Origin of the sequence: Laspinema olomoucense D3b (assembly GCF_025370785.1) — a bacterium.
GTDB classification, from domain to species: Bacteria; Cyanobacteriota; Cyanobacteriia; order Cyanobacteriales; family Laspinemataceae; genus Laspinema; species Laspinema olomoucense.
On sequence record NZ_JAMXFA010000051.1, the window covers coordinates 1 to 18,079 of the forward strand.

At 50.1% G+C, this 18,079-nt stretch carries 18 protein-coding genes; 10 read left to right on the forward strand and 8 right to left on the reverse strand.

The window, feature by feature from the left end:
• From NG792_RS29030 to NG792_RS25520, 4 genes are all read left to right on the forward strand, one after another.
• A partial coding sequence (locus NG792_RS29030) for a plastocyanin/azurin family copper-binding protein (protein WP_317619525.1) occupies nucleotides 1-718 on the forward strand: 718 nt, incomplete at its 5' end.
• A 176-nt stretch (nucleotides 719-894) separates the two neighbouring features.
• Nucleotides 895-1,728, forward strand: a complete 834-nt coding sequence (map, locus tag NG792_RS25510) for a type I methionyl aminopeptidase (RefSeq protein ID WP_261237257.1) — start codon at nucleotides 895-897, stop codon at nucleotides 1,726-1,728.
• Nucleotides 1,729-2,452: 724 nt separating this feature from the next.
• On the forward strand, nucleotides 2,453-3,358 hold the full coding sequence (locus NG792_RS25515) for a UbiA family prenyltransferase (RefSeq protein ID WP_261237258.1): 906 nt from the start codon (nucleotides 2,453-2,455) through the stop codon (nucleotides 3,356-3,358).
• 423 nt (nucleotides 3,359-3,781) lie between these two features.
• Nucleotides 3,782-5,188, forward strand: a complete 1,407-nt coding sequence (locus tag NG792_RS25520) for an amidase (RefSeq protein ID WP_261201522.1) — start codon at nucleotides 3,782-3,784, stop codon at nucleotides 5,186-5,188.
• A gap of 195 nt (nucleotides 5,189-5,383) precedes the next feature.
• On the opposite strand, the gene NG792_RS25525 is transcribed toward NG792_RS25520, so the two are convergent.
• Both NG792_RS25525 and NG792_RS25530 read right to left on the reverse strand, forming a co-directional pair.
• A complete protein-coding gene (locus NG792_RS25525; protein WP_261201523.1) occupies nucleotides 5,384-6,127 on the reverse strand; it encodes a hypothetical protein in 744 nt (247 codons plus the stop codon).
• Between the two features lie 864 nt (nucleotides 6,128-6,991).
• A complete protein-coding gene (locus NG792_RS25530) occupies nucleotides 6,992-7,204 on the reverse strand; it encodes a hypothetical protein (RefSeq protein WP_261201524.1) in 213 nt (70 codons plus the stop codon).
• A gap of 34 nt (nucleotides 7,205-7,238) precedes the next feature.
• Between NG792_RS25530 and NG792_RS25535 the strand changes: the two genes are divergently transcribed.
• Nucleotides 7,239-7,475, forward strand: a complete 237-nt coding sequence (locus tag NG792_RS25535) for a hypothetical protein (RefSeq protein ID WP_261237259.1) — start codon at nucleotides 7,239-7,241, stop codon at nucleotides 7,473-7,475.
• Between the two features lie 96 nt (nucleotides 7,476-7,571).
• On the opposite strand, the gene ilvC is transcribed toward NG792_RS25535, so the two are convergent.
• A complete protein-coding gene (gene ilvC / locus NG792_RS25540) occupies nucleotides 7,572-8,567 on the reverse strand; it encodes a ketol-acid reductoisomerase (RefSeq protein WP_261201526.1) in 996 nt (331 codons plus the stop codon).
• Between the two features lie 188 nt (nucleotides 8,568-8,755).
• Between ilvC and NG792_RS25545 the strand changes: the two genes are divergently transcribed.
• From NG792_RS25545 to NG792_RS25555, 3 genes are all read left to right on the forward strand, one after another.
• On the forward strand, nucleotides 8,756-9,388 hold the full coding sequence (locus NG792_RS25545; protein ID WP_261201527.1) for a hypothetical protein: 633 nt from the start codon (nucleotides 8,756-8,758) through the stop codon (nucleotides 9,386-9,388).
• A gap of 160 nt (nucleotides 9,389-9,548) precedes the next feature.
• Nucleotides 9,549-10,091 (forward strand): J domain-containing protein, encoded by a 543-nt coding sequence (locus NG792_RS25550; protein WP_261237261.1) that lies wholly within the window; start codon nucleotides 9,549-9,551, stop codon nucleotides 10,089-10,091.
• A gap of 109 nt (nucleotides 10,092-10,200) precedes the next feature.
• Entirely contained in the window at nucleotides 10,201-10,473 is a 273-nt protein-coding gene (locus NG792_RS25555; RefSeq protein WP_261201529.1) for a DUF3143 domain-containing protein, read from the forward strand.
• A gap of 150 nt (nucleotides 10,474-10,623) precedes the next feature.
• Here the strand turns inward: NG792_RS25555 and uppS are convergent, their stop codons facing one another.
• From uppS to lysA, 3 genes are all read right to left on the reverse strand, one after another.
• Entirely contained in the window at nucleotides 10,624-11,373 is a 750-nt protein-coding gene (uppS, locus tag NG792_RS25560; RefSeq protein ID WP_261201530.1) for a polyprenyl diphosphate synthase, read from the reverse strand.
• A complete protein-coding gene (gene cdaA, locus NG792_RS25565; RefSeq protein ID WP_261201531.1) occupies nucleotides 11,370-12,326 on the reverse strand; it encodes a diadenylate cyclase CdaA in 957 nt (318 codons plus the stop codon). The genes uppS and cdaA overlap by 4 nt, the downstream gene beginning before the upstream one ends.
• Before the next feature lie 229 nt (nucleotides 12,327-12,555).
• Entirely contained in the window at nucleotides 12,556-13,965 is a 1,410-nt protein-coding gene (gene lysA / locus NG792_RS25570; protein WP_261201532.1) for a diaminopimelate decarboxylase, read from the reverse strand.
• 101 nt (nucleotides 13,966-14,066) lie between these two features.
• Between lysA and rimI the strand changes: the two genes are divergently transcribed.
• Both rimI and NG792_RS25580 read left to right on the forward strand, forming a co-directional pair.
• Nucleotides 14,067-14,648, forward strand: coding sequence for a ribosomal protein S18-alanine N-acetyltransferase (gene rimI, locus NG792_RS25575; protein WP_261201533.1), 582 nt, complete (start codon nucleotides 14,067-14,069; stop codon nucleotides 14,646-14,648).
• 204 nt (nucleotides 14,649-14,852) lie between these two features.
• The gene (locus tag NG792_RS25580; RefSeq protein WP_261201534.1) at nucleotides 14,853-15,215 is read left to right on the forward strand and encodes a hypothetical protein; all 363 of its coding nucleotides are present in this window, start codon (nucleotides 14,853-14,855) and stop codon (nucleotides 15,213-15,215) included.
• A gap of 66 nt (nucleotides 15,216-15,281) precedes the next feature.
• Here NG792_RS25580 and NG792_RS25585 read toward each other — a convergent pair whose 3' ends face one another.
• Together NG792_RS25585 and gcvT are read right to left on the reverse strand one after the other, a co-directional pair.
• Nucleotides 15,282-16,301, reverse strand: coding sequence for a nucleoside hydrolase (locus NG792_RS25585; protein ID WP_261237264.1), 1,020 nt, complete (start codon nucleotides 16,299-16,301; stop codon nucleotides 15,282-15,284).
• A 511-nt stretch (nucleotides 16,302-16,812) separates the two neighbouring features.
• Nucleotides 16,813-17,958: a glycine cleavage system aminomethyltransferase GcvT gene (gcvT, locus tag NG792_RS25590; RefSeq protein ID WP_261237265.1), complete on the reverse strand. Its 1,146-nt coding sequence runs from the start codon at nucleotides 17,956-17,958 to the stop codon at nucleotides 16,813-16,815.
• Nucleotides 17,959-18,079 lie beyond the last annotated feature (121 nt).

The window sequence follows — 18,079 nt, forward strand, 5'->3', positions numbered from 1 at the left end:
CATCCTCCCCATCCTCCCCATCCTCCCCATCTTCCCCATCCTCCCCATCCTCCCCATCTTCCCCATCCTCCCCATCTTCCCCATCCTCCCCATCCTCCCCATCCTCCCCATCTTCCCCATCCTCCCCAACCCTCCCCAGGCATTCCCCCGGGATGATACATTCGGGAAGGAAACGTTCGCAATTTTCCTCAAAACTATGACTGTACTCCCCATCCTGCGATCGCCTTTAAAGCTGTTCCCGCGTCTGTTATTGCCCACGCTGTTATCCCTACTGCTGAGTCTGGGCCTCGGATTTGGTGGGTTCGGGTCCCCCGTGCTGGCGGATGCCATTCCCCCCGGCAGTCTAGCGGCTCAATCTGTGACTGAAATTAAAGTCAGTTTGGGCAATCCGGCGAATGAGCTAAAGTTTTTTCCCAGTCACCTCGACTTTGTGGCCGGAAAGCAATATAAATTAGTCCTGGACAATCCCAGTCCCCAAAAACATTATTTCACGGCTAAAGATTTTGCCGATGCTAGTTATTCGAGCAAAGTTGAAGCGGGAAAGGTGGAAATTAAAGGGGCGATTCACGAACTTGAACTCAAACCCACGGCTGAGGCAGAATGGATCTTAACTCCGATGAAACCCGGAACTTATCAGTTGCGCTGCACCATTCCAGGTCACACTGAAGCGGGTATGACGGGGACGATTACTATCACGGCTGGACCGCAATCGGTCTAAAGCACTAGAACAGGTAAAGGGTCAGTCCCGACCCTTTACCCCAGAACCTTATGGGGAATTGCTGAATAATCTGTTAACTTAGATAAAGATTCCTAGATGCACAAGGGCGATCGCCGACTGGCGCAACGCTTCCTCATTATTTATTGATGTCCATATCCTAGTTACTTATCCCATAGATGAACATTCTTTCTAATCTACTGCCTCAGCCTGTCGGTCAATCGCGTGCCAAAAAACAGCAACGCCGGGGGATTGAACTCAAGTCGAAGCGTGAAATCGATATCATGCGTCAGGCAGCAAAAATTGTCGCCACGGTCCTCAAAGAAATTTCTGAAACCGTTGAACCGGGAATGACCACTGCTGACTTGGATGCTTATGCGGAAAAACGCATCCGGGAAATGGGGGCCACTCCGAGTTTTAAAGGGTATCATGGATTTCCCGCTTCGATTTGCGCCAGCGTTAATCAAGAAGTGGTGCATGGAATTCCCAATAAAAAGAAGGTACTCTGTCTCGGGGATGTCCTCAAGGTGGATACCGGCGCTTATTTTGAGGGATTTCATGGGGATTCTTGCATTACGATCGCGGTGGGTGGGGAAACTTCTCCAGAGGCGGCACACTTGATTCGGGCAGCAGAAGAGTCGCTTTACAAGGGCATTGAACAAGTGAAGGCGGGGAATTATCTGCTGGATATTGCCGGTGCGATCGAGGATTGCGTGAAGGCGAATGGGTTTAGTGTGGTGGAAGATTTCACGGGTCATGGTGTGGGTCGAAATCTTCATGAAGAACCCTCGGTGTTTAATTTCCGGACTCGGGAGATGCCGAATGTCAAACTGCGTGCAGGGATGACTTTGGCGATCGAGCCCATTGTTAATCAGGGTTCGCGTCACACGAAGATTTTATCGGATAAATGGACAGCGGTGACGGTGGATAATTCCTTGTCGGCTCAGTTTGAGCATACGGTTTTGGTGACTGAGGAAGGTTATGAGATTTTAACCGATCGCACCAAGGTATAGTTCTTCGGTCAGACTTGCCTCCTCCAGTCGGATGGAGGCTATTTTTTTGGAGGCGATCGCCCCTTACCCTCCCGGATGGCACTCAGAAAGCCGCTTTTTTGACAAGATCCTGCTCATTCACCACAAATGCGGACCCAGAAAGCGGGTTTTTGCCCTAAATTGGCTGTAGAACCCGCAAAAATTTTGTGAAAAAACCCGCTTTGTTTTCCCTTTACTGTAACCGACTCCGAGATTGTCCCAACCCTTCAAAAATGGGGGATCACTTGTTGACTGGGGCGATCGCCTTTTTGGTTGGTTTCTTGTTCGACCCTAAAGCATCGATCCTCGATGAGATTCCCGGAACAAAAAACTAGGTTTCTAGTCTTCAGACAGTTGCTGATAATGACAAATGGTGTATAGAAACCCGGTAGTCTTCCCCATCCTGTATCCCCGGACTCCGGTGACAACATTCGGGGTTAAACTTTAACTCTCTTCACACCCCTGTGAAGATTAACGAGATTGTAAATACAGCTCGGCTTTGAAAAAATTTATCGAGTATGGTATAGTATGAGCGCTTCTGTCTTAAAAATTTTTTAAGCTTCCCCGAGAACCCAAATCAAGGGGAAAGTGATATAATCCGGTAAATGAAAGGCGATCGCTGAGTTCGTTTAAACCGAGCTTCAGCATCTTAGAGTATAGCATCTCGCTCAATTCAATAATAGGGTGTAAGGGAGAAAAAGCGATTGTGCAAGCTAAACTGCTAGGAAACTGGAACTGGGGCATCCGATGGGCGCAAATGGTTAAGCGCGAACTCTTGGTGAATTGGTTATTCATCAAAAGTGAGATTTGGGTCGGAGTTATCCCGGGATTGATTTTTTTATGTGTGGCCTGGAATTCGCAAGAATCGCCAGCAGTAGAATTACTGCCGGTGTTAGCCGGGGGAACGCTCTATTTCTTGTTATATACTTATACATTTTGTGTAGCCAACCAAATGATGGGGGTGGTGGGCGATCGCCTTAACCAACGCGATCGCCCCCTGTGCCGGGGACTGATTTCCTATCAGGGAGCCAAGCGGCGCTGGATTGCCAGCATGGTAGGCTTTGCGGTGGTGGGATGGCAGTTAGGGGTTTTTGAATGGACTCTGCTGTGGCAACTCTGTATCAGTTGTCTGACGTTTGGGCGATTGGGTTTAGAGTGGCCCACGAAACACTTTTTCTTAGGACTCGGAGCGCTGGCGCAAATGGCAGCAGCATGGCAGGCAGTTGCTTCCATTAACCTGGTTCAGGGGACTTGGATCTTATTGGTAGCTATTCTTTGTAGCGCTGTTGTGGGCATTCAAGACCTGAGTGATCTCGAAGGAGATGTGGCGACGGGAGTAAACACATTTCCGGTAACCTTTGGCAATGTGGGCAGCCGAGTTATCCTTTGTATCGGCTTTTTGCTCTTGCCTCTAGCCATTCATGTGGGACTGTTGATGCCAGCCGGTTTGAACAACCCTTTACTGCTCTGGGCCCTCGCTCAAACCTTGGCGAGTTGGGGTGTGGCGGTGCGGGTGATTCTCTATCGATCGCCCACTGCTGACCGCGACACCTACTTACTGGCTTTAGCATGGTATTACATCGTTTTAGGGAGTGCAAGCGCTGCATTTTAGTCAGATTCAACTATCATTCACCTCTAAAATAGTTCAGAGCGATCGCCGATAATCGGCGATCATTTTTTTGCCCTATTTCCTTGGCGTTGTTGAAGGAAAATTCCCCCAAATCAGAATAGAATGCCATTCCTTCTAAATCCCCGAAAATAATGTTAATGAATTAACACCACCTTGTGGACTCAGCGAAGATCCCCGGTAAAAACCTAAATGTGCATTCTCGGTTCGAGGGGCGATCGTCAACAGTGACGATTGATAAACTGTCTACTTCACTGCATACCAAGGGGAATCCAGATTGTAAAGTAAACCATGAGCACGCGTGGCAACAATCAAAGCTAAATTGGGTAGGTTGCATCAACGAACCCACGCCGATTCGTGCTCGATGACAAGATAGAGAAGAAGAAGGCGATCGCGAGATAAGCAACCATGAATAAACAGGATTTAGCATTTACACCGGCTTTGGAACAAGCGCAGCTGATTCGGAACAAACAACTCTCGCCTTTAGAACTAACCCAGCTTTATTTAGAACGCATCGAAACCTTAGATCCCAAGCTGGGCAGCTATTTCACCGTTACCGCTGAATTAGCCTTAGCTGATGCCAAGGCCAAAACGGAACAACTCGCCACAACGGATCCCGATACCCTGCCCCCCTTCTTTGGCATCCCCATTTCCATCAAAGACCTCACCGCCGTGGCGGATATGCCCTGTAGCTATGGCGTTGCCGCCCTGCGGGACAAATTACCCAGTCAAGATCGCGCAGTGGTTACCCGCATCAAACAAGGGGGATTTGTCCTCTTGGGGAAAACCGCTACATCCCAATTAGGCAGTCTTCCTTTTACAGAACCGGCAGGATTTCCACCCACCCGCAATCCGTGGAATTTAGACTATAGCCCAGGGGGGTCCAGTGGAGGAGCCTCTGCCGCCCTGAGTGCTGGATTATGTGCGATCGCCCAGGCATCCGATGGCGGGGGTTCCCTCCGGGGTCCCGCTGCCTGCTGTGGGTTAGTCGGAATCAAACCCGCCAGAGGTCGAGTTTCCCTAGCGCCCCTGGGGGATTGTGTCAGTGGATTACTCACTCATGGGGCGCTCACCCGCACAGTCGCCGATGCCGCCGCCATGCTGGACCTCATTTCCGGTTATGTTCCCGGAGACCCTTACTGGCTTCCCGACCCTGACCCCTCCTTTCTCGCTCATGCCACCGCGAAAACCGTAAAACCCTTGCGGATAGCCTTTGCCACCCAGCTTGATCCAATTGGGGAAGCAGCCCCCGAATGTCAGCAGGCGGTCCTAAACACCGTGCAACGCCTGGAAGAAATGGGACACGCGATCGAAGAAATTTCCCTAGACTTAACCGATTTACTCCAACCCCTCACCGCCATTTGGGTCAGTGGAGTCTCCTTTTCCGGGATGCCTAGAGAGATTCTGCAGCCGATCAACCAGTGGTTTTTAGAACGCGGACAACAGGTAACCAGCGGTCAATACCTGCAAGCTGTCGCCCAAATGCAGATGTTTTCCCGGCGGATTGTGGCCTCCTTGGAGCAATATGACGCCCTGGTATTACCCGTGTTTATGAGTCCGACCATTCGGGTCGGGGAATGGGCGAATCTCAGTCCTGAAGAAATTTTGCACAAGAGTTTTGAATGGGTGGCTCCCTGTCCCCTATTTAATGCCACAGGTCAACCGGCGATCGCAATTCCCGCCGGATTTTCCTCCGGTTTACCCGTGGGGGTCCAGCTTGTAGGCCGTCCCGCCGGAGAAGCCCCCCTCTTTACCTTAGCCGCTCAACTAGAAGCCGCTCACCCTTGGATTCAGTACCGCCCCCCCATCGCCTAGGATGTTGGCCCAGTGGGGGTTAGAAGCTGACCCCGACCCAAATTAAAAAACCGGGTTTCTGCCTGAACCTGTGACAATTGGCAAAAAAATGGACAAGAAACCCGGTTTCTGACCCCTACTCCAACCTTTGCTCCCTGCTAAAAAAAACTCCCTCCTGAATGGGAGAGAGTTGAAGGTTTAGGAGGAGCTTAAAATTTAATTCGCAGGAATCGCCGAACCCGACTCATTGCTCGGTTCTGCCGATTGAGGCTCAGGAGCTGTTTCTGCGGGGGTTTCCGGTGCCTGCTGGCTTTCTACCGGAGGCGTGGCAGGTTCGGGTGACTCCGCCGGTGCGGCAGGAGTGGAATCTGGCTTAATTTCCGGCAGGTTGATGTTGATATTCGAGGGGGCCGCAGGCGCGGGTGCCGGTGGCTCGGCGGGAGCCTCTTGGGTTTGAGAGTTGGGGACCGTGATATTAATATTCGGGGCCGGTTCTGCCGGAGCGGGTTCAGAAGCGGGTTGCTCTTGCTCCCCGGAAGTATCTTGCGGGACCGGAATCACTCGTTCAATCAGAGTCCGTTCTCGCTCGATGGTGCGGGTGGGTGCGGGTTCGGCTTCTATCTGTTGAGGGACCGGGGTAGTCACTGGAGTAGAAGCGCCATCGCGGTCGGACAGATAGTACAGGGTTCCTGCGGCTAACGCGGCTAAGGACGTGAGGATAATACCCAAGAATAAGCCCCGGGCCGAATTGTCGTTGTCGCGCTCTCGCAGTTGATTTTCTCGAACGTTTTCCACGACTCGACCTTGCACATAACCGTCGTTATAACCGGCATTTTCTGCACGGGCGACTCGGGCAGCGGTTGGACTGGCTGGGGGTACGCTGACTTGACCATGCCCTTGAGGTGTACTATTCACCTGTGAAGGGGTTTGAGGAGAGGATTGGCGTTCGTTAGATTTCATAATCGGTTCTATCAAAAGTATTCAACAAATGGGGGTATGTAACGTCGGCAGTTGGAGACTGGAAATAATCGGGGTAGTGGTTCATGCTTTTAAAATTTTTCAACGGAGTTGAAAAAAGGGGTCTACCCGGGTTCATTTTCGAGTTCGTCCCTGCTTCGGGTTTGACAATCCACGAGGTCAAAACGCTTTTTCAATCAAAAAGTTTTTCCCTGAATGATTGCTGGTTCAACGGTTTCAAAGTTGCTGTACACCCCTTCCTAAAAAAATAGTTTAATAATGAGGGTTGGAGAGTCTGAACGGGGTTAAGATACCGTCAGAGGGAAAATGGATGGTTTTGCGAGTGAATCGAAAGGATTCGAGGGCGCAAAACGGCTTTTTTTGGGTCATCCTCGATGCGATCGCCTTCTAAAATAAGATGGCTTGGCACAGGGGACGGGAGTTAACTCCAATGTCCCATCGAGTCTGGCCTTTCACCCCAGAGAATCGGTCTAAACTCTAGGGGGATTGGACTCCTGATTGGTTCAGGATTCAACCCTGCTGTAATTTCAACTGTACTGGCTTAAAACCCTGTTCGGCTCCCCCCTTGGATGGATTTAAAGCGACTGTAATTGGGTAGAGGGATCGGTATAAATACAATCGATTAAAGGAAAATAGTGAGGGGGAATTTGGGGATAAGTTTTTTGGTAAAAAGTTCCGAGGAAATGAGGCGAATCCTCGTTTTGATCCGGGGTTTAAAAGTTAGTGGGGGAGCCGGAATAATTTAGGGTAATTTCTGGTTTTTTATTCCCTGGGTATGAGAGTTTTTCTAAGAGAAAAGGGTAGCGATCGCCCCAGGGGGTAGAACAATCGGGTCCGGGCCTCGACTCAGCGGCGATCGCCTCTAGCAAAGGGTTTGTCCGGGCAATGAAGAGAATCCCCTAGATTCAAGCCTACTCCCACCGGCGATCGCCACTCCAGGACTCGGTGAAGACAAACAACCGCCCACCACCAGGAATTAAATTCCAGCCCTCCCAAATTGGTCCCTAATTTGCCTAAACCCAGAGAAAATGTGGTATAATCCAGTTGTGTGAGCCTCAAATAACAGTGCTGTCCTTTCACTCTAAAGACACAGATGCTTAAAACCACCTTAATTACAGGCTCGATTCTGTTGGCCTCTCTGTATATCGGATTTGGAGATAGATTTACCTTTCTGCCAAAAGAGATGCAGACAACGAGCGCCCAAACTCGCACCAGCCTCACGAAATTTGGCACCGGACTTATCCCGAAGTGGGTTTCTAACACTAAAGAGAAACCCGATGCGTTTGAGCGAACGGAACAACAACTCCAGCAAGAACAGAAGGCTCCGTGATGGAATCCCCGGCGTCCCCACCCCTTGGACAATTCCATCCCACCACAGACGCGCCCTAGGGCGCGTCTGTGCTTTTTCGACTCCTACTACAGCGGCTTATTTTTTCTTCAGCCAGCTAAACATCGCCCGCAAATCTTTTCCGACTTCCTCAATGGGATGTTCGGCTTCTTGTCGGCGCATGGCGGTAAATCCAGCCTTACCGGATTGGTTCTCTAACACAAATTCCCGAGCAAATTGTCCCGTTTGAATTTCTTTGAGAATTTTCCGCATTTCGGCGCGGGTGGTATCGGTGACGATGCGAGGACCGCGAGTATAGTCTCCATATTCGGCGGTATTAGAGATACTGTCGCGCATGGTGGCGAGTCCACCTTCTACAACCAAGTCAACAATCAGTTTGACTTCATGCAGACATTCAAAATAGGCCAATTCGGGCTGATATCCAGCTTCAACCAAGGTTTCAAAACCGGCTTTAATCAAGGCACTTAAGCCGCCACAGAGAACCGCTTGTTCGCCAAAGAGGTCCGTTTCGGTTTCTTCGCGGAAGGTCGTTTCGAGGATACCGGCGCGGGTGCCGCCAATGCCTTTAGCATAAGCCATTGCGCGATCGCGAGCTTGCCCCGTAGCATCTTGGTACACTGCAAACAAGGCGGGAACCCCTTCTCCCTGTTCATAAGTCCGACGGACCAAATGTCCCGGCCCTTTTGGTGCCACCATCACCACATCCACATCATCCGGGGGGACAACTTGTCCAAAATGAATGTTAAACCCGTGGGCAAAACACAGTACCTTGCCTGCGCTGAGATTCGGCTCAATTTCATTTTTATAAACCGACTTTTGGACCTCATCCGGCAACAAAATCATAATCCAATCAGCAGCTTTCGCGGCGTCAGCAACGCTATGCACGGTCAATCCGGCGTCTTTTGCTTTAGTGGCTGATTTGCTGCCCGGATACAGCCCGACAATGACGTTCATGCCACTATCTTTCAGGTTGAGGGCGTGGGCGTGACCTTGAGAGCCGTAACCAATAATTGCAATGGTTTTTCCGGCTAATAGATCCAAATTTGCGTCTTCGTCGTAGTACATCCGGGCCATAAACAGACGTCTCCTTCCAGCAAGCTTCGTAAATATTGCAAACTTTGTATTGTATCAGATAAAGGGAATCATTCCAAGGTCAAGTTGAGTTTTTAGAGCTGGGGGATGGGGTGGTATTTCATTCCGGCGGCTTAAGGCTACCCTAGAAATCGTAGGCTCGACATCATGTCCTAGGAAGGATAGAAGCAATGGATGAAGTGGTAAAAAAGGTAGCCGCTTTGGGACTGCCTGGAATTATTTTGGCGATCGCAATGGCAACGACGGGGTTAACAGGTTCTGCCGCGATCGCCGCTGCCTTAGCCCTGTTGGGGGGTCCCGCCGGGGTCCTCGGCGGTATCGGCGTTTTGGGGATTACCGGGTTAATTGCGGAATATCTGACCCGGGAAAGCATTGAACAGTTGCTCACGGATGTCTATCGGGTACGGGCGCGCACCGAACGCACGCAGACGGTTTTAGGGGAGTTGGAGTGGTTACCTATTTCTGAGGAGTTGAAAACTCGCCTGGAATGGGAAGTGCGACAAGTGGGCAACCAACAGGCGAATTTTGCTACCTCAATTGGACCCGTAACTCAGGAGGCGATCGCCATTTTAAATCAGGTTCGGGGCATCAACTATGCTTCAGACAGCGACTTGAAAAATTCCAGACCGATTTTTGTCCTCCGGGATGGGACGGTGGTCCGAACCTGGAAAAATTGGTTAGGAATTGACCATATTTTCCTAGCGGATACCCAGGGGAATATTATTTATGGGGGGTTCGTCAGTTGGGTGGATAGCGACTCTTTGAATGAGGCGATCGCCCAGATTCGCACCGACTTTACTTAAAATCAGGACGGCGGCCCCTCTTAAAAAGGGACCTTTGAGGGTCCGGTTAATTCATGGCTTGCCCCGACTCTCGATAGATGCGATAAACTATCTAAAACTGACGCCAGTGGTGTTTGTTGTGACTCAAAACAGAGTAAACGCCAACAACCGAAAACCTCCAATGCCACCGGGTACCTTGTCGGCACTGAATTATTATGCCTTGCTTGGCCTCTCCACTGGGGCAACGGTGCCGGAAATTCGGCGCGCTTATCGGGAACTGAGCAAGCGCTATCATCCCGATACTTCCCCCCTTCCCCAGGAGGAAGCGCGGGAAAAGTTTCAACAGCTTAAGGATGCTTACAAGACCCTGAGTAATGACCGAGAACGACATCTGTATGATGTGAAATTGAGACTAGAGCGGGATGGAATTGCGGGAAATGGGGTGGCGTTACCACCGCATTGGAAGCGCACCCCGGACGCTGCTTCTGGGAGGTCTACAGGGACGGTTCGCGACCCGTCGGAGCGTCCTTTGTCCGGTGGGGAGTTGTTTGTGCTGTTGATTCTGGGGATAACATTGATAGGCTGTTTGTTGCTGGCGATCGCGATCGGGTTAACAAGGGAAAATGTACCTTTACCATCCCAGACTCCAGAGTTGTTCTCGATGCCAGTCTCTGTGAGCGCCTTGGATGAGAGAATGAACCTATCGGGCCAAACTGGATGTTGAACCCGTGAAATGCCTGTTTTATGATCAAAAAAGAGGACGCGGCGACGGCGATCGGGGAATTCCAGTAGAACAAAATTTCTAAACTTACTGAAGCAAAGCTAAATTTTCTATGACATTACCTTCACCGGATACCCCGCTTTATAACCATGCGCTTCCTGCGATCGAGCAATGGTTAGAGGACCAAGGATGCGAACAAGACCGAACCGAACTGCACTGCTGGCGGGTAGAACGCCCCAGTTGGAATGCAGAACTTTTGCTGGATGTCGATCATGTCAGTGTCCGCTACATCAATGCTGACGGTGGGGTGCAAGATATTCAACGCTCCTTCAAATATTCCCTCAGTCGGCGAGATATTGAAGAAGCGATTTTTAGTGGACCCTAGGGGATTGGGGGAGATGGGGGAGATGGGGGAGATGGGGGAGATGGGGGAGATGGGGAGGATGGGGGAGATGGGGGAGATGGGGGAGATGGGGGAGATGGGGGAGATGGGGGGATGGGGGAGATGGGGGAGATTGGGGGGATGGGGGGATGGTTAGACTTTGCCAAAACGGCGTTCTCGTTTTTGATAGGAACGAAGGGCGTAGTGAAATTCTTCTCGGTTAAAATCCGGCCAGAGGGTTTCGGTGACATAGAGTTCCGAATAGGCGACTTGCCAGAGGAGAAAATTGCTCAGGCGCATTTCGCCACTGGTGCGAATCAACAAATCGGGGTCTCCGACATCGGAGGTGTAGAGATGACGTTCAAATAACGCCTCATCGATTTGTTGGGGTTGAAGTAAACCTTGCTGCACCTGTTCGGCGATCGCCCGACAAGCTTGGACGATTTCCTGACGACCTCCGTAATTCGTGGCGATCGTAAAATGGATCCCCTTATTGTTGCGAGTATTTTCCACCGATCGCCTGATTTCTTCTTGGAGGGATTTAGGCAAAGACTCTAAGTTTCCCACAAAGTTAATCCGGACATTTTCCTCCATCATCTCCTGGAGTTCTTGGCGCAGGACCCGCTCAAACAGGGTCATCAAAAAATTGACTTCTTCTAGGGGACGCCCCCAATTTTCACTGGAAAATGCGTAGACGGTGAGGGCCTGAATTCCCCAATCCCGACAGCAGCGCAGGAGGTCCTTGAGGGTATCGACTCCCCGCCGATGCCCCATAAACCGGGGCATTCCATGAAGCTTCGCCCATCGACCATTTCCATCCATGATCACTGCTACGTGCTTGGGGAGTCTCTCTCCGTCGAGGTCAGCAGGCAACTGTTGTAAAGCTGATGGCTTGGTAATCATTTTTTCTCCCGTGAAGCCGATGATGGAAGACGGAGCAAGCGTAGCACGAGTCCGACTGCTTTTGATAGTAACTGACGGCCTAAATTTCCCAAATCTGGAGCAACGGGTTCCCGTTCCACCGTTTGTGAAAATCGGGCTTGTAGTAGTTCCTTGAGTTTACTACTGGTTAAAGGTCGATTCAGGGTACCTTTTTCTGCCAAGGAGATGGAGCCAGTTTCCTCGGAGACCACGACGCAAACACAGTTTTCGACGCGTTCTGTAATCCCCATTGCGGCCCGATGACGGGTTCCTAACTGTCGGGAAGCGCTGCGATCGGACAAAGGTAGAATCACCCCGGCGGCCATAATGCGAGAGGCGCGAATTAAGAGCGCCCCATCATGCAATAGGGTACTGGTCTGAAAAATAGTCTGCAAGAGTTCTTTAGAGACTTCGGCATTGATTTTGACCCCGGGAACGGAAAAATCTCGTTCGTCTATGGGACCGCTTGTTTCTAAAATCATCAAAGCGCCGGTGCGGTTTTGGGAGAGTTCCTTGACTGCATCGACGATTTCATCAATGACACTATCGGGTTTAGGAATAATCTGGCGGTAGGGTTGAAATAGTTGCCGGATTTCGCCTTTACCCAATTGTTCCAAAAATCGGCGGAATTCCGACTGAAGAATCACCGCCATTGCCACTGCCGAACCAATCACTAAGTTACTTAGGACGAAACTTAACAGAGTCAGTTCGAGGCGGCTACTGATAGCTGCTGCGACCATCAGAATGATAAATCCGCGAACGATCCAAAGGGTGCGGCGCTCCCCAATGATGACGAGCACCATATAGGTCAGGGCCAAAACTAAGAGGATGTCAAGCGGAGTTTTAATCCATTCCTGCCAAATTTGGACCAGGTGAAGCAGCAAGGACTGAGTCCAGTTCGGGTCGATCGACAAGTGCTCCCACAAATATCCCATCGGATCTCGATTAACCTTGCGCTTCTACATGACGAGATTGATAGGCTGGCAACCTCGCCAGCCTCTTAATTTTTCGTGGGTCTTAACCCACAGGGGGTTGAGCCCAAGCTGTTGTCCACCGGAAAAGCGATCGCCCCAACACTGGAATCAGTGTTTAACCGATTACATGGCTCAACTCCAGAAGTTTTAAGGTTTCACATCGCCGGTCCTTTCCCAAAATGAGTGGCTATTAACTTAGATGAGCCAGTCTTTCAGGTAGGCGATCTTGTCGAATTAAATCTTCGTAAGTTTCCCGGGCCAGGATGATATTCGCAATCCCATCTTTGACTAATACGGCAGCGGGTCTGGCTACCCGATTATAATTCGAGGCCATGCTGTAATTGTAAGCACCTGTGGTCAGAACGACTATAATATCGCCGCTTTCGGTTTTAGGCAGATGGGCTTGATGAATTACAATGTCCCCCGATTCGCAGTGCTTACCGGCTATGGTAACAGTTTCTGTCAAGGGTGCGGACATCCGATTAGCAACAATGGCTCGATAGACGGATTGATAGGTAATCGGACGGGGGTTATCGGACATCCCGCCATCTACGGAAAGGTAGGTGCGGATTCCAGGTACCTGTTTTTGTGCGCCTAGGGTGTAGGCGGTGACGCAAGCCGGACCAATCAGCGATCGCCCGGGTTCACAGAGCAATTTGGGTAAAGTCACCTGTTGGGACTCGCAGGCTTCGGTAATGGCTTCGCTAACGCCTTTGACCCATTCCTCAATGCTCGGTGGGTCGTCGGCTTCAGTATAGCGAATGCCTAATCCGCCTCCGACATTCAGTTCGGTGACGGGGAGTTGGTAGGCAGCGGCTTGTTTTAACCATTGGACCATCACAGCAGCTAGGTCCCGGTGGGGTTGCCGTTCAAAAATTTGGGAGCCAATATGGGCATGGAGTCCAATGCAGGTCAAAACGGGATGCTGTTGGACAAAGGCAAAGACTTCTTCGATTTGGTCGGGATCAAAGCCAAATTTGCTGTCGAGGTGTCCGGTGCGGATATATTCATGAGTGTGACACTCGATCCCCGGGGTGAACCGCAACATGATGCGGATGGCTGACGGTGCGGTTTCTTTGGCGATCGCCACTAAGTGATGCAAGTCTTGCCAGTTGTCGGCAACGACGGTACAGCCACTGGCAACGGCAATTTGTAACTCTTCTTTAGATTTGTTGTTGCCATGCAGATAAATTTTTTCGGGGTTTAAACCGGCTTCTAGGGCCGTGTACAGTTCCCCACCACTGACGACATCGATCCCCAGGTTTTCTTGGCCGACGATCGCGCAGATTGCCAAGCAATTCCAGGCTTTCGATGCATACAAGACCTGAGATTGACCGGGATAGTACCGCGCAAACAGGTCCCGATACTGTCTGGCCCCTTCTCTGAGGGTGTCTTCGTCCAAAATATAAAGGGGCGAACCGAACTGCTCGACCAAGGTGACGACATCACAGCCGCCGATTTCTAGGCGATCGGCTTCATTGACTCGGGCGGTAAGCGGGAGCAGTTCCTGGTTGGGCGATCGCGTCTCGCTGGCGCTACTGGATTGACTTAGATACTGACGGCCTGTTTTTTGAACCGCCTGGGTTTGAATGGATACCATATTTAACAATTTGTATGAGGTTAGGTCGATCCGCGTAAGTGGCTTCGTTTTCCAGTGTACAATCGTCTCCTGTCCTTTCTCCAATCAACCTCGGCTGTTTTGTGCCTGTTTTATTACTCAACCGACTCACCCCCGACCTGTTAGAGTCTGTCGTGGAACTCGATCAGCGTTCTTTGGGCGGAATGTGGAGCTTTGATGCCTATCAGCGCGAGTTCAACAGTCCTAACAGTGATTTGCTGGTGTTATCGATTCCCTCACCGCCGGACTCTCCTGATTCCCCAGACTCTCCTCCTGTTTCCCCTCTGGTGGGCATCGGTTGTCTCTGGTCGATTCTGGAGGAAGCTCATATCACGGTTCTGGCTATTCATCCCGATTACTGGCATCAGGGTTTCGGTCAGTCCCTGCTCTATGGACTGTTGGCTTGTGCTAGGGCGCGGGGACTAGAATGGGCCACTTTGGAAGTACGTCGTTCTAATCAACGGGCTTTGTCCCTCTACCAAAAGTTTGGTTTTAGAGAGGTTGGCTTTCGCAAACGGTACTATAAAGACACGGATGAAGATGCCCTGATTTTTTGGCTCTCGGGTTTGCATAAACCCGAATTTACTGACAGTTTAGGGCTGTGGGAAGCCATTGTGCGCGATCGCCTCGCTCAATCCGGCTGGTCTTTATCCGTGCATCTTTAGGATGATGATTTTTTGATAGTTTTTGGTATAATGTTATCAGGTTTTCTGAAACGTTAAAAACAACTTTAAAAAGTTGGGGTTTCATGACGATCGCAATAGCAGACCCTGGCTCTGACTATTGAATTTTTCATCGACCCGTTAAACAGACTTCTTTCTTAACCTTGTCTTGCTAGTAAACCCCACAGTATCTAAGGGGGTATATATATGCCAAAACTACTGTCTACACTACTGATTTTCGCGGGAGTCAGTCTGAGTCTGACCGCGATGAGACCGGCAACAGCGATGGATTCTGACCCGTTCATGATTGCACAGGGTCCTGAATCAACTTCCGAGTCTACCGAGCCTGTTATGCAAACCCAGATGGGCGATCGGGCTGATTTAGAACGGGGAATTAGTGATTTTGACTGGGATCTCCCTAATCAAAACCCCGAAACTGAATTCGGCACTCCCCTCTTGCTTCCTATCCGCCTCACTGTTCCTTCCCAGGAAAACGAGGGTGATGGGTTAGCAGTTCAAATCGATTTCACTCGGTTAGATCGGTTAGAAGAGGTCGAGGGCCAACAGTGATTGATTTCAAGTGAAAGGGGAGGGCGGCGAGTGCTACCCTCCCCTTTCTCCTGGAGTCATTCCAAATTAAACCCTCACCCCTTCTTTCAACCTCTGGGAACAGAGTCTTTTTAAATCATCGACTAAAATTCCTAACAAATTTATCGCCTCCACTTCCACTGCTACAAAAGCATTGGTGAGAGATTTAGTCCCGTGGCGACGGTCTAAAATCGTTTGACCTCGGGTATAATTTCCAGCAGTTTCTACCGTCACTAATCCCCGCCGAAATAATAAGGTTTCTGGATAAAACAAATAAGCCAGGGTGACGGCATCATGAACTAAAAATCCATTAATGCCAGCAGTTTCTCGATGTTGCAAACAAGAATTGCTCATAAATTGACTCAGTTGGTGAATAAACTGGGCCAGTTCCAGGGTAGGATATGCCTGGGCGATCGCCTCGGTCATCTCCACTGTTAAAATTAGCTTCCGGGTCACATCCAACGGCAAAATTACCACATCCTCTCGACTCTCCAAAACAGTGACTGCCGCCTCGGGATTAAATGCCACATTAAACTCCGCTAGTGAGGTCACATTTCCTGGCACATCAAACGCACCCGCCATTAACACCAATTCCTTCGCCAAACGCAAAATCCCCGGTCGTTTCTGTTCCGCTGCCGCCAAATTTGTCAGCGGTCCCAACCCAATTACCGTCACCTCCCCCGGTGCAGCTTCTAAGGTTTCAATAATCATGTCATCGGCATCGGGTGCTGCTGCAAATTGCCGAGGAGAATTGGGCAGTAAATGAGATAAATTGCATAAACCATCTATCCCATGTACTTCCGCAGCATCCCCAATTTTTCCACCCTCCCAAACTACACTTTTGCCCACTTTCACTGATTCAAAACCCCCTAATGCTAAGACTTTACAAGCATTGGCAAAGGTTAATTCAGGGGAAACATTTCCCGCAACGGTCGTGACTCCCACCCATTCAGCGAACCCTTGTTTCACCAAACTTTGCAGCCATAGCAAGGCAAAGGTATCATCTCCACCGGGGTCTGTATCCACTAGAATTTTTCGGGGGGATGGTGTCAAGATTTGACCGGACATACTTCCTCATAGATGCTTTATGGAATACCTAGACTTTTGATAATTTTTTTAAAGGCCCCCCTTCTTAAGGGTTGGGCTGTTTCATTCTCCCAGCCGACTTAATTTTTGCATTGTTCAATCGCTTGATCTGGCCGGGGATACAGCCATATTCCCCTCCCTTGGAGGGGTGTCCCGAAGGGACGGGGTGGTGTCTTGATTGAGAAGAGACATATACTTTTGAGTAAAGAAGCATAGCTCAATACTTGATTACTAGCTAGAATTTACCACCCCGCCCCTCCGGGGCACCCCTCCAAGGGAGGGGAATATGCCCCAAAATTCCCCTCCCTTGGAGGGGTGTCCCGAAGGGACGGGGTGGTCTCTATTTTTTAGGTTCAACTTAGGAAATTAGGCCGAAAACCCTTGTTCCGTAAAGCTTACGGGGTAAGGAAAATTTGACAATGAAACAGCCCTACGTTCTTAAGGGGGGTTGGGGGGATCAATCCGGATTTTGGTAACAAATTTAATGAGTTAATTAAGCTTTTTGAGGTTTTTTACCCGAGCGATAGAAGGGCTTTTTAACTACAGTTCCCGGATAGGTTTTCCCGCGAATTTCCACCTCAATAGATTGACCGGGTTTACTCAGTTCTAGGGGTAAATAAGCTAGGGCGATCGCTTTTTCCAAAGTAGGAGACCAACTGCCACTCGTAACCTCTCCCACAGGTTTACCTTCAGATATCACCGGATAACCATGACGAGCAATATAACGACCCTGCATTTCGATTCCCACCAAACGCCGTTTAACCCCTGTTTCTTTCTGTTTTACTAATACTTCCCTGCCGATAAATTCCCCTTTGGTATCCAGATGCACTAACCAACCCAAACCCGCTTCTAACGGGGTTGTGCTTTGGTCGATATCTTGACCATAAAGCGCCATTGCTGCTTCCAAACGAAGGGTATCCCGGCAACCCAAACCACAGGGAGTTACACCCGAATTTAAGAGCGATCGCCACAGGGTCATCCCTGTTTCTGGATTCACCATCACTTCATATCCATCTTCCCCAGTGTATCCCGTGCGGGCCAAAAATCCATTTCCCCCGCATACTGACCCTTGTAAATGTCCAAACGGTTTTACCGCAGACAAATCCACTTCGACAAACTGCTGTAATTTCTGTACCGCTTCGGGACCTTGAACTGCTAGTAATACCTTCTGTTTCGATAAATCCTGGAATTCCACATCGGACCCTGCCAATTGTGCTAATAACCAAGCTTTATCTTGTGCACAAGTGGCAGCATTCACAATCACCTGAGCAAAATGCCTTCCTGTTTCATCCTGCCCTTGATCATAAAAAATAATGTCATCTAGGATGCCACCCTTGTCATTCAGGAGAACTGTGTACTGACCCTCACCGGGTTGTAAACGAGACAAATCTGAAGGGACTAATCCTTGCATTTGCGTTAGCAAATCTTTACCACTCACAGAAAACATCCCCATGTGGGAGATATCAAACATTCCCGCAGCGGTTCTGACTGCTTGATGTTCCGGGTTAATTCCCGAAAACTGCACCGGCATTTCCCATCCAGAGAAGGCAGTCATCCTCGCATTTAGGGCGATCGCCTCCTCATAGAGGGGAGTTCGGGACAAGGGTTGTGCCGTCTCATTTGCTGCTGTGGTTGCCACTAATGTTTCCTCCGGTTGGGTGAAATATTTCTTATTTTAGGTGAAATTGGGTCCGGTGGCAGGGGGATAAACAGGCGATGGGGAAACCGGGGAATCCGCCTGCCGGTTCGATCCGTTTTGT